Genomic DNA, 11,958 nt, shown 5'->3' on the forward strand with positions numbered 1-11,958 from the left:
CGAGCGGTGGGAACCCGTCGTAAAACCGCTGAACGCGGTGTGTCAGAACGGCAAAGTCGCCAGGGTTTGCTGCCGGTTCCCGGCAGGTCGCAGGGCAAGCCAGCTCCTACAGGTCCGGTGGTGAACAGCCCATGGCAGCACGGCTTGCAGCCGTATCGCCCAAACCGCCGTAATGGCCTGAAATGCATGTCCCCTGTGGGAGCGAATTCATTCGCGAATCGGCGCGTCAGGCGATGAATTTCTATCGACTGTACTGGCCTTATCGCGAATGAATTCGCTCCCACAGTTGCCGACCTCAGACCTGTAGGAGCTGGCTTGCCCTGCGACCGGCGGGGAACCCGTCGTAAGACCGCCAAACGCGGTGTGTCAGGACTGCAAAGTCGCCAGCATTTGCTGCCGGTTCCCGGCAGGTCGCAGGGCAAGCCAGCTCCTGAGTTGACACGATCTGTAGGAGCCGGCTTGCTGGCGAAGGCGTCAGGTCTGCGACGTCGCTGTCGTTTGACACACCGCCTTCGCCAGCAAGCCGGCTCCTACAACAAAAACGCGTAGCTTCAACTCAATGGTTGTACGCACTCTCGTTGTGCTCGGCCAGGTCCAGGCCCATTTCTTCGACGTGCTCGTCGGCGCGCAGACCGACCAGCATTTTCACCACTTTCAACACCACCCAGCTGACCACAAAGCAATACACCGTGGTGAACAGCACGCCCTTGATCTGGGCAATCACCTGGCCGCCGAGGGTCACGCCTTCTACCAACCCGCCCAGCGACGGTACGCAGAACACGCCGGTCAGCACGGCGCCGATCATGCCGCCGATGCCGTGCAGGCCAAATACGTCGAGGCTGTCGTCGTAGCCCAGGCGTTTTTTCAGCACGGTGACGCTCAGGTAGCAGAACACGCCGCACAGCAGACCGATCGCCAGCGCGCCGCCGACACCGACATAGGCGCACGCCGGGGTGATGCCGACCAGACCGGCCAGGGCACCGCTGGCCAGACCCAGCGCGCTCGGTTTGCCGACCTTGAACCACTCGGTGAACATCCAGCCGAGAATGCCGGCGCAGGCGCCCAGTTGGGTGTTGAGCATGACGATACCCGACAGCCCGTTGAGGCCGCCACCGGAGCCGATGTTGAAACCGAACCAGCCGACCCACAGCATCGCTGCGCCGGTCATGGTCAGGCTCAGGTTGTGCGCCGGCATCGGCGCGTTCTCATAGCCCTTGCGCTTGCCCAGCATCAGGCACGCCGCCAGCGCAGCAACCCCGGCGTTGATGTGTACTGCGGTGCCGCCGGCAAAATCCAGCACGCCCCAGTTGTGCATCAACGCGCCGGCGCCGCCCCAGACCATGTGCGCAATCGGCGCATAGACCAATGTGAACCAGATCGCCATGAACAGCAGCGCGGCGGAGAACTTCATGCGCTCGGCAAAGGCACCGGCGATCAGCGCCGGGGTGATGATGGCGAAGGTCATCTGGAAGGTCACGAACACGCCTTCCGGGATCTCACCGACCAGGCTGTCCGGGGTCATGCCGGCCAGAAACGCCCGGCTCAGACCGCCGACGAAGCTGTTGAAGCTGACCTCACCCTCGACCATATTGGTGGTGTCGACCACCATGCTGTAGCCGTAGATCACCCACAGCACGCCCACCAGCCCGGCGATGCCGAAACACTGGGTGAACAGCGAGAGCATGTTTTTCGCCCGCACCAGGCCGCCGTAAAACAGCGCCAGGCCCGGCAGGCACATGAACAGCACCAAAACGGCGGCGGTGACCATCCATGCGGTGCTGCCAGTGCTCAACGTCGGTGCATCGGCCGCCTGGGCCAGCGGGACGGCGCCGAGCGCCATCAACAGAAGAAGGGATTTGCCGGGTAGACGGTTAACCATTTTCGAAGCTCCTGCAATGAATGGAAAAGTGTCTGGCAGAAAGCGGTGTGATCAAGCATCGGGCCTTGGCTGGCCTCTTTGAGTGGGTGTCATGAACGCCAATGACTTTGTAGGAGTGAGCTTGCTCGCGATGGCGATTTGTCAGACACCCTTGCAGTGGCTGATTTGCCGTCATCGCGAGCAAGCTCACTCCTACAGAAGATCGGTGCGACCTCTACATCAATACTGCTGCCCCGGAATCCACGAAGTCCCTGCCAGTGGCACCCGGGCCATGGCCGCCGATTCCACGGTCAGGGCCACCAGGTCCTCGGGGTCAAGGTTGTGCAGGTGGGATTTGCCGCAGGCACGGGCCATGGTTTGCGCTTCCAGCACCAATACACGCAAATAGTTGGCCAACCTGCGCCCGCCTTCGACCGGGTCCAGGCGTTTCGACAATTCCGGGTCCTGGGTGGTGATGCCCGCCGGGTCACGACCGTTCTGCCAGTCGTCATAGAAGCCCGCCGCCGAACCGATCTTCTTCAGCTCGTCATCCAGACGCGGATGGTTGTCGCCCAAGGCAATCAACGCCGCCGTGCCGATGGCCACCGCGTCTGCACCCAGGGCCATGGCCTTGGCCACGTCGGCACCGTTGCGAATGCCGCCGGAGACGATCAGCTGCACTTTGCGGTGCATGCCCATTTCCTGCAGTGCCTGCACGGCCTGTGGAATGGCCGGCAGAATCGGGATGCCCACGTGCTCGATAAACACTTCCTGAGTCGCCGCCGTGCCGCCTTGCATGCCGTCGAGGACGATCACGTCGGCGCCGGCCTTCACCGCCAGCTTGACGTCGTAATACGGGCGGCTGGCGCCGATCTTCACGTAGATCGGTTTTTCCCAGTCGGTGATCTCACGGATTTCGGCGATCTTGATCGCCAGATCGTCCGGGCCGGTCCAGTCCGGGTGACGACAGGCCGAGCGCTGATCGACACCGATAGGCAGCGTGCGCATGCCTGCCACACGCTCGGTGACTTTCATGCCCAGCAACATGCCACCGCCGCCCGGTTTGGCGCCCTGCCCCAGCACGATCTCGATGGCGTCGGCCTTGCGCAGATCGTCCGGGTTCATGCCGTAGCGCGACGGCAGGTACTGATAAACCAGATGCTGCGACTGGCCGCGCTCTTCCGGGGTCATGCCGCCGTCACCGGTGGTGGTGCTGGTGCCCGCGATGGTGGCGCCCCGGCCCAGCGCTTCCTTGGCATTGGCGGACAGCGCGCCGAAGCTCATGCCGGCGATGGTCACCGGAATCTTGAGGTGAATCGGTTTCTTGGCGAAGCGGTTGCCGAGGATCACGTCGGTGCCGCATTTCTCGCGATAGCCTTCCAGCGGGTAACGCGACACGCTGGCGCCGAGCAGCAGCAAATCGTCGAAGTGCGGCAGCTTGCGCTTGGTGCCGCCACCGCGAATGTCATAGATGCCGGTCTCGGCGGCACGCTGGATTTCCTGGATCGCCAGGCGGTCGAAGGTGGCAGACTCGCGCAGGACCGGCGCTGCTTTCGGGGTGTTGGATTCGCTCATGGGAATGCTCCTGACTCAGTACGCGCTGGCGTTGTCGACTTTGAAGTTGTACAGCTGACGGGCCGAGCCGTAGCGCTTGAAGTCGCTGGCTTTCTCGTTGAAACCGGCCTTGTTCAACAGCGCCTGCAGCTCCTCGATGTGCTCGGGACGCATCTCTTTTTCGATGCAGTCAGAGCCCAGCGACTCGACCTTGCCCTTGACGAAAATCTTCGTCTCATACAACGAGTCACCCAGCGCATCGCCGGCATCGCCGCAGACGACAAGGCGCCCGGCCTGGCCCATGAAGCAGCTCATGTGGCCGATGCTGCCGCCGACCACAATGTCGACGCCCTTCATGGAAATGCCGCAGCGCGCGCCGGCATCGCCTTCGATCACCAGCAGGCCGCCGTGTGCGGTGGCACCCGCGGCCTGGGAGGCGCTGCCCTCGACCCGCACATAGCCGGACATCATGTTTTCGGCGCAACCGACGCCGACGTTGCCGTGTACGGTGATCGACGCCTTCTGGTTCATGCCCGCGCAGTAGTAGCCGGCGTGACCCTGGATATCCACGGACACCGCTTCGTTGACGCCGACCGCCAGGTTATGGGCGCCGTTGGGATGGGTCACCACCCACTCACGTTCTTCAACGTTGTTCACTTGATCGTGCAGCGCCTGGTTGAGGTCACGCACGCTGGCAGTGGAAAGATCGATGGTTTTCATGTGCGTGCTCCTTAAGCCGACTCGCGTTCCCAGATGTACATGGTGGCGGGAACGGGTTCCCAGACCTTGGCTTTCTCGATGCCTGGCAGGCTCGACAGCGCCTGATATTCCGAGGCCATGGCGACGTAGTCGTCGGTCTCGGCGAGGATCGCGGGCTTGCAGGCAATCGGGTCGCGGATCACGGCAAAACCGTTGCGCGTGCCGATGGCGAAGGTGAAGAAGCCGTCGAGGTCTTCCAGCGACTTGTCCAGCGCCTGTTTTAGCGTGTCGCCCTGTTGCAGGCGCCAGGTCAGGTAGCCGGCGGCCACTTCGGTGTCGTTCTCGGTTTCGAAGGTAATGCCCTCACGACGCAGGTTCTGGCGCAGGCGCGAGTGGTTGGACAGCGAGCCGTTGTGCACCAGGCACAGGTCGGCGCCGGTCGAGAACGGGTGGCTGCCTTCCATGGTCACCGCGCTTTCGGTGGCCATGCGGGTGTGGCCGATGATGTGGCTGCCTTTCATCGAGGCCAGGCCGAAGCGCTCGGAAATCTCCCGAGGCAAGCCCATGCCCTTGAGAATCTCGATGCTTTGTCCGGCGCTCATGATCCGCACGCTCGGCGCGAGCTCGGCCAGGGCGGCACGTACGGCGGCTTCGTCGGCCTGAATTTTGAGGACGATGGCGCTGGCGTTCTGAAACCAGTCCAGCGGCGCGGCCAGCTTGCCTTCCAGCGCGCCGATCAGCGCCTTGAAGTCATAGCCTTCGGTGGTGGCCTGCAGGGTCAGCTTGACCCAGCCATCGGCCACTTCATCGCCATAGATGGCAAAGCCGGCGCTGTCCGGACCACGGTCGGTCATGGCTTCGAGCATCGGTTCGAACAGCTTGCCGAGCTGGGATTCCAGCGCCGGATTTTTCAGGTACAAACCCACAATTCCGCACATAAAGGCAGCCTCACTGCGTTCGGAAGCTGCAAGCCATCAGCTGCAAGCTGTCCGAGTTGATTGAAAATTCTGTGTTCGCCGCAGACCCGCTTTTTCTTGCGGGTTGCAGCTTGAAACGTGTGGCTAAAAGAATTCCGTGTAGCGCTGGATCTCCCAATCGCTCACATGGCGGCTGTACTCGACCCACTCCATGCGCTTGAGCTTGATGAATTCGCCGACGATTTCATTGCCCAGCACTTCGGCGAACAGCGGGTCGGCTTCCAGCGCATCGCAGGCTTCCTTGAGCGACTGCGGCAGGGTCCTGATGCCGCGGGCGGCGATCTCTTCCAGGCTCAGCTTGTAGAGGTTCTCGTTGCAGACGTTGTCGATTTCCAGCCTGCGATCGATGCCATCCAGGCCGGCGGCGATGATCGCGGCACTGACGAGATACGGGTTGCAGCCGGCGTCCGGCAGGCGGAACTCCAAGCGGCCGTACGGCACGCGGACCATGGCCGAGCGGTTATTGGCGCCGAAGGCGATGAAGGCCGGTGCCCAGGTCGCGCCGGACAGCGAATTGCCGACCACCAGGCGCTTGTAGGAATTGACCGTCGGCGCCGCGAAGGCACACAGCGCCGGGCCGTGGGCCAACAGACCTGCGGCGAAGTGATAGGCCAGTTTCGACAGGCCCATGCCGCTCGGGTCGCTGGCGTCGTGGAACAGGTTCTTGTTGCTGGCGCTGCTGATCGACAGGTGAAAGTGCATGCCGTTGCCGGCGCGTTTCGGGTCCGGCTTGGGCATGAACGAGCAGATCATGCCCATGTCGTTGGCGATCTCGCCGGCGGCCATGCGGAAGAAGGTGAAACGGTCTGCCGACTCCATGGCATCGCTGTAGGTGTAATTGATCTCGAACTGGCCGTTGGCGTCTTCGTGGTCAATCTGATAGATGTCGAAACCCACTGGCTGCAGGGCTTCGGTCAGGCGTTCGAGGAACTCCCGGGAGCGCGACAGGCCCTTGTAGTCGTAGCACGGCTTGTCCAGCGCATCGCTGGCGTCGACCAGTTGCAGGCGGCCGCCGGCGTCGCGCTTGAACAGGCTGAATTCCGGCTCAAGGCCAGTGTTGAGGGTCCAGCCGCGGTCGCTCAGGCGCTCGACCTGTTTCTGCAGCACGTAACGGCTGTCGTAGGGCCAGGGTTTACCCTCGACGTGACCGATGCAGACCACGCGGCCATAACCCTTCTGCCACGGCACCGGGGTCAGCGAGGACAGGTCGCCCTTGGCCATGAAATCCGGACCGTGGGGCTCCATGCCCATGCCGCAGATGGCAAAACCGGCAAAGCCAGCGCCGTCTTCGGCAACCGCTTCGAGGCCGGACACCGGCACCGATTTGGTCTTGGACGAACCATGGATGTCGACGAACTGAGCCAGCACGTACTTGATACCGTGTTCCTCGATCAACCGCTGTGTTTCGGGTGGCAACATGAGCATTCACTCCTGGCGAAAGGCAAAACGTTGAGGTCAACAACCGGTGTTTCGTGGCCTGACGGTTGGTTATTCCAATCAGGAAATTTACTTTCCCTTCAGGAATGCAAGCGTCTTGCCAATTGGGTATGCCAGTGAATGAATCTTGAGACGGGCGGTTTTTCTGCTCTATATATGGGAAACTCGTTTTCACCACGGGAATAATCCGCCGCCAAACGAACAGGCGGCGATGAAATTGCACATTCCCGGTGCGAATTTAAAATTATTGAACGGAAACCGTGCAAAGCCGATGAGCAAGCCTGAAGAACAACCGAAGCTGAAGCTGGAGCAATACCTGGGCATTCAGATCAAGCGCCAGCGCCAGGCGCAGGAACTGAAACTGGCCGATGTCGCGCGCATCGCCGGGATCAGCCAGGGCATGTTGAGCAAGATCGAGAACGCTCAGGTCTCGACCAGCCTGGATAACCTCAGCCGTCTGTGCGATGTGCTGGGCATGCCGATGTCCAAGCTGTTCAGTCAGTACGACCAGCAAGGCAGCACGGCGCTGCTGGTCAAGCGTGACGAGGGGCTGGAGGTGGTGCGTCGCGGCACCGAGAAGGGCCACACCTATCACCTGCTGAACCACACGCGCGGGCCGAAGAAGAGTTTCGAGGCGTACATGGTGACGATGGATGATGCCAGCGAGGAGTTCCCGACCTTTTCCCACCCCGGCACCGAGTTTTTGCATTTGCTGGAGGGTGAGTTGGTGTATCGCCATGGCAATCAGTTGTATCGGATGGAAGCCGGCGACAGCCTGACTTTCGACGGCGACGTGCCGCATGGTCCGGAGGAGTTGGTGCAGGTGCCTATCCGGTTGTTGTCGATCATGAACTATGGGACGTCGGGGGAATGATCGTGGAGGCGCCGCTGAATGAACGCATGCCCCCTGTAGGAGCTGGCTTGCCCTGCGACCGGCGACGAAGTCGTCGTAAAACCTATGCACTCGATTTGTCTGGTCTGACGCCTTAGCTGCTAACGCAGCTGGTTTCGCCTGACGGCGAGTGACGCGGTCAAATGTAGGAGCTGGCTTGTCCTGCGAGCGGCGACGCAGTCGTCGTAAAACCTATGCACTCGATTTGTCTGACTGATCGCTGTAGCTGCTAACGCAGCTTGGTTTCGCCTGACGGCGAGTTACTTGGAAAAGCCCCAAGTAACCAAGGGCTCTTATCCCCGCCATACGGCACCTCGCTAATGCTCGGTGTTCCCTCACTCCGGCAATGCTCCGTGGGCCCGCCGCGAATGGGCCATCCATGGCCCACACGGCTCTCGCGACATCCTGTCGCTCGACCCACTCCCCATCGCCTGCGTTCGGCCTTCTGGAACGGGGCCCCAAGATCAAAAGCTAGATCAAAAGCCGGCGACACACACTCCCTGTGGGAGCGGGCTTGCCCGCGAAGGCGGTAGGTCAGGCAATCCGGCAGTGTTTGATCTGCCATCTTCGCCAGCACGCCGGCTCTGCTAACGCAGCCTTGTTTCGCCTGACGGCGAGTGACGCGGTCAAATGTAGGAGCTGGCTTGTCCTGCGACCGGCGACGAAGTCGTCGTAAATCCTGTGCACTCGGTTTGTCTGGTCTGACGCCTTAGCTGCTAACGCAGCCTTGTTTCGCCTCACGGCGAGTTACTTGGAAAAGCCCCAAGTAACCAAGGGCTCCATACCCCGCCATACGGCACCTCGCCTAGGCTCGATGTTCCCTCACTCCGGCGACGCTCCGTGGGCCCGCCGCGAATGGGCCATCCATGGCCCACGCGGCTCTCGCGACATCCATGCCGCTCGGCGCCACTACGCACCGCCTGCGTTCGGCCTTCTGGAACGGGGCCCCAAGATCAAAAACCAGATCAAAAGCCGGCGACACACACTCCCTGTGGGAGCGGGCTTGCCCGCGAAGGCGGTAGGTCAGGCAATCCAGTAGTGTTTGATCTGCCATATTCGCCAGCACGCCGGCGCCTGCAGAGTCTTTCAGATCGAGTTGCCATACCGACATCCAGCAAACACTTCACATCCGTGGGAGGGAGTTCTGCTCGCGATGGCGTCCGTCCAGACAATCCTGTTTTATCTGACCCACCGCTATCACGAGCAGAGCTCCCTCCCACAAAATGTTTGAGTGACCACAACCTTTTCCAACACCCAAGAGCCCTGCAGCAGCAATCTCAAGACCGCTACCGCCGGCAAGCCGGACTGCTACGGCGCCATTTCACAAAAGCGCAGTCTCAATCAAAATTTTCCCACCAGTTAAAAAAGTTTCCAGAAACCTCTGGACGCTCCATTCCCTTTTCGCCTATAAAACCGCAACAGAGAATATTTAATTCCCATCAGGAATTTTTATTCATCCTTGAAAATAGTGTTTACCCCTGAAATTCCCCTTTGCTTTTGCGTTGAGCCGAGCTGCCGCCATTTTCCAGAGGACATGCCATGCAACACGAAAAGAACCATTTCATTCTCAAGATCAGTTGCCCGGCGACGTCCGGCATTGTGGCGGCGGTGACGTCGTATCTGGCCGGCAACGGTTGCTACATCGGTGAAATGGCGCAGTTCGATGATGAGTTCAGCGGCAAATTCTTCATGCGTGCGGTGTTCCGTTTCAACGACGGTCACTCCGGCGATATCACGGCGTTGAAAACCGGTTTTACCGACGTCGCCAGCGCCTTCGACATGCACTGGGAGTTGCACGACACCCGCGAGCCGATGCGGGTGTTGTTGATGGTCAGCAAGTTCGACCACTGCCTGACCGACCTGCTCTACCGCTATCACAAGGGCGAGATGGACATGACCATTACCGCCATCGTGTCCAACCACCTCGACCTGCGGCCCATGGCCGAGCGCGAGGGCATTCGCTTCATTTATCTGCCGGTGACCAAAGAGACCAAGGCCCAGCAAGAAGCCGCGCTGATGAAGGTGGTGGACGAAACCGGCACCGAACTGGTGGTGCTGGCCCGCTACATGCAGATCCTCTCCGATGACCTGTGCAAGCAACTGTCGGGCCGGGCGATCAACATCCACCACTCGTTCCTGCCCGGTTTCAAGGGCGCCAAGCCTTATCACCAGGCGTACGAACGCGGCGTGAAGTTGATCGGTGCCACCGCCCACTACGTCACCAGCGACCTCGACGAGGGACCGATCATCGAACAGGAAGTACAGCGCGTCGATCACGTCTACCTGCCGGACGACCTGGTCGCCACCGGCCGTGACACCGAAACCGTGGCCCTGTCCAAGGCGGTCAAGTACCACCTGGAGCACCGGGTTTTCCTCAACAACGACAGAACGGTGATCTTCCGGTGAACGCCTCTAAAGTGATTGACGGCAAGGCTGCCGCCGCGCAGGTGCTGGCTCAGGTGAAAAGCGACGTCCTGGCCCTGAAGAAGGACGGGATCGAACCGGCGCTGGCGGTGATTCTGGTGGGGCAGGATCCGGCCAGTCAGGTCTATGTGCGCAACAAGATCCTGCGCGCCGAGGAAGCCGGCATCCGTTCGCTGGAATACCGCCTCGGCGCCGACACTACGCAAGCGCAGTTGCTCAAACTGATCGCCGAGTTGAACCACGACGACAGCGTCAACGGCATTCTGCTGCAGTTGCCGCTGCCGGCGCAGATCGAAGAAACCCGCGCCTTGCAAGCCATCGCGCCGGAGAAGGACGTTGACGGTTTTCACAGTGAAAACGTCGGCGGCCTGAGCCAGGGCCGCGACGTGCTGACGCCCTGTACGCCGAGCGGCTGCATGCAGCTGCTGGAAGACACCTGCGGCGACCTCGGCGGCAAGCATGCGGTGGTGATCGGCCGCTCCAATATCGTCGGCAAACCCATGGCCGCCCTGCTGCTCAAGGCCCATTGCTCGGTGACCGTGGTGCATTCGCGCAGTGTCGACGCCAGGGCCCTGTGTCGGCAGGCCGATATCGTGGTCGCCGCCGTTGGCCGGCCACGAATGATCGACGCCAGTTGGCTCAAGCCCGGCGCGGTGGTGATCGATGTCGGTATCAACCGCATTGAAGAGGACGGCCGCAGTCGACTGGTCGGTGACGTCGATTTCGACAGCGCCCTGCCCCAGGTCTCGGCCATCACCCCGGTACCCGGCGGCGTCGGGCCGATGACCATCGCCTTTCTGATGAAAAACACCCTGATCGCTGCCGTGCAGCAAGCCCAGGCCCAACGCCATTCTCTGGAGGCCCCATGCCTTTTAATCTCCTGAAATACGGGCTCAACGCGGAATACCCGGTCGAGGTCGACCTGCCGGCGCCCAAAGAACTGAAGTCGAGCTATGACGTGGTGATCATCGGCGGCGGTGGACATGGCCTCGCCACGGCGTACTACCTGTCGAAATACCACGGCATCAGCAACATCGCGGTGCTGGAAAAGGGCTATCTGGGCGGCGGCAACACGGCGCGCAACACGGCGGTGATCCGCTCCAACTACCTGACCAGCGAGGGCGTGCGTTTCTACGCCGAATCGGTGCGGATGTTCGAAGGTCTGTCCAACGAATTCGACTTCAACATCATGTACTCCCATCGCGGCCAGCTGACCCTGGCCCACACCGACGCCACCGTGCGTTCGTTCCGCCAGCGTGCGGAAGTGAACAAGCATTTCGGCGGCCGCACCGAGATGATCGATCGCCAGCAGATCCGCGAACTGGTGCCGACCCTCAACCTCGATCCGGGCCATCTGCCGGTGATCGCCGGCCTCTGGCACATCGACGGCGCCACCGCGCGCCACGACGCCGTGGCCTGGGGTTACGCCAAGCAGGCGGCGAAACGCGGCGTGGAAATTCATCAGCTCACCGAAGTGCAGGAACTGGTCATCGAAAACGGCACCATCACCGCCGTGAAGACCAATCGCGGCACGATCAAATGCGGCTGCGCGGTGCAGGCGGTGGCTGGCATGAGCTCGCAGTTGATGAAGAAAGCCGGCATCCGCTCGCCGATCCAGACCTTCCCGCTGCAAGCCATGGTCACTCAGCCGTTCAAACCGTTTCTCGACCCGCTGGTGAGCTCGTCCACCCTGCACTGCTACGTGCAGCAGACCAGCCGTGGCGAGGTGGTGTTCGGCGGCGGCTCCGACCCGTACCCGCTGTTCAACACCCGCTCGACGCTGGACCTCAAGGAGAGCCTGCTGGCCCACGCCATCGAAATGTTCCCGTTCCTGGCCAACGCCAAGCTGATGCGCCAGTGGGCCGGGATCACCGACATGACCCCGGATTACAGCCCGATCATGGGCCTGTCGCCGGTGAAGAATTACTACCTCGACGCCGGCTGGGGCACCTGGGGTTTCAAGGCCACGCCGATCTGCGGCAAGACCATGGCCGAGCTGGTCGCCAGCGGCGGCAAGGTGCCGGACTTGATCAAGCCGTTCGGTCTGGAGCGTTTTTCGACCTTCCGGCAAGTCAACGAAATGGGCGCGACAGCGGCCAGCCACTGAGGAGAGCGGA

General features: G+C 61.5%; 9 protein-coding genes. 4 read left to right on the forward strand and 5 right to left on the reverse strand.

Going from position 1 to position 11,958, the window contains the following annotated elements; all coding sequences use genetic code 11:
- Positions 1-556: 556 nt before the first annotated feature.
- From ACIPL0_RS08070 to glnT, 5 genes are all read right to left on the reverse strand, one after another.
- Entirely contained in the window at positions 557-1,879 is a 1,323-nt protein-coding gene (locus tag ACIPL0_RS08070) for an ammonium transporter (protein WP_400595286.1), read from the reverse strand.
- A 219-nt stretch (positions 1,880-2,098) separates the two neighbouring features.
- The gene (locus ACIPL0_RS08075; RefSeq protein WP_400595284.1) at positions 2,099-3,433 is read right to left on the reverse strand and encodes an FMN-binding glutamate synthase family protein; all 1,335 of its coding nucleotides are present in this window, start codon (positions 3,431-3,433) and stop codon (positions 2,099-2,101) included.
- Positions 3,434-3,448: 15 nt separating this feature from the next.
- The gene (locus tag ACIPL0_RS08080; protein ID WP_400595282.1) at positions 3,449-4,132 is read right to left on the reverse strand and encodes a protein glxC; all 684 of its coding nucleotides are present in this window, start codon (positions 4,130-4,132) and stop codon (positions 3,449-3,451) included.
- An 11-nt stretch (positions 4,133-4,143) separates the two neighbouring features.
- Entirely contained in the window at positions 4,144-5,049 is a 906-nt protein-coding gene (locus tag ACIPL0_RS08085; RefSeq protein WP_400595280.1) for a glutamine amidotransferase family protein, read from the reverse strand.
- A gap of 123 nt (positions 5,050-5,172) precedes the next feature.
- Positions 5,173-6,507, reverse strand: coding sequence for a type III glutamate--ammonia ligase (gene glnT / locus ACIPL0_RS08090; protein ID WP_400595278.1), 1,335 nt, complete (start codon positions 6,505-6,507; stop codon positions 5,173-5,175).
- Between the two features lie 289 nt (positions 6,508-6,796).
- Here glnT and ACIPL0_RS08095 point away from each other — a divergent pair, with 289 nt between their 5' ends.
- From ACIPL0_RS08095 to ACIPL0_RS08110, 4 genes are all read left to right on the forward strand, one after another.
- A complete protein-coding gene (locus tag ACIPL0_RS08095; RefSeq protein WP_400595276.1) occupies positions 6,797-7,399 on the forward strand; it encodes a helix-turn-helix domain-containing protein in 603 nt (200 codons plus the stop codon).
- Between the two features lie 1,557 nt (positions 7,400-8,956).
- A complete protein-coding gene (gene purU / locus ACIPL0_RS08100; protein ID WP_400595274.1) occupies positions 8,957-9,823 on the forward strand; it encodes a formyltetrahydrofolate deformylase in 867 nt (288 codons plus the stop codon).
- Entirely contained in the window at positions 9,820-10,725 is a 906-nt protein-coding gene (gene folD, locus ACIPL0_RS08105; protein WP_400595272.1) for a bifunctional methylenetetrahydrofolate dehydrogenase/methenyltetrahydrofolate cyclohydrolase FolD, read from the forward strand. Before purU ends, folD begins: the two co-directional genes overlap by 4 nt.
- Positions 10,707-11,948, forward strand: a complete 1,242-nt coding sequence (locus ACIPL0_RS08110) for an FAD-dependent oxidoreductase (protein ID WP_400595270.1) — start codon at positions 10,707-10,709, stop codon at positions 11,946-11,948. Before folD ends, ACIPL0_RS08110 begins: the two co-directional genes overlap by 19 nt.
- Positions 11,949-11,958: the final 10 nt, after the last annotated feature.

It is taken from the genome of Pseudomonas sp. NPDC090208, assembly GCF_044746785.1.
Lineage (GTDB): Bacteria > Pseudomonadota > Gammaproteobacteria > Pseudomonadales > Pseudomonadaceae > Aquipseudomonas.

Excerpts from the sequence above, each read along its gene's own strand:
- ACIPL0_RS08070 (WP_400595286.1), bottom strand. The coding sequence starts at position 1,879 with ATGGTTAACCGTCTACCCGGCAAATCCCTTCTTCTGTTGATGGCGCTC.
- ACIPL0_RS08075 (WP_400595284.1), bottom strand. The coding sequence starts at position 3,433 with ATGAGCGAATCCAACACCCCGAAAGCAGCGCCGGTCCTGCGCGAGTCT.
- ACIPL0_RS08080 (WP_400595282.1), bottom strand. The coding sequence starts at position 4,132 with ATGAAAACCATCGATCTTTCCACTGCCAGCGTGCGTGACCTCAACCAG.
- ACIPL0_RS08085 (WP_400595280.1), bottom strand. The coding sequence starts at position 5,049 with ATGTGCGGAATTGTGGGTTTGTACCTGAAAAATCCGGCGCTGGAATCC.
- glnT (WP_400595278.1), bottom strand. The coding sequence starts at position 6,507 with ATGTTGCCACCCGAAACACAGCGGTTGATCGAGGAACACGGTATCAAG.
- ACIPL0_RS08095 (WP_400595276.1), top strand. The coding sequence starts at position 6,797 with ATGAGCAAGCCTGAAGAACAACCGAAGCTGAAGCTGGAGCAATACCTG.
- purU (WP_400595274.1), top strand. The coding sequence starts at position 8,957 with ATGCAACACGAAAAGAACCATTTCATTCTCAAGATCAGTTGCCCGGCG.
- ACIPL0_RS08110 (WP_400595270.1), top strand. The coding sequence starts at position 10,707 with ATGCCTTTTAATCTCCTGAAATACGGGCTCAACGCGGAATACCCGGTC.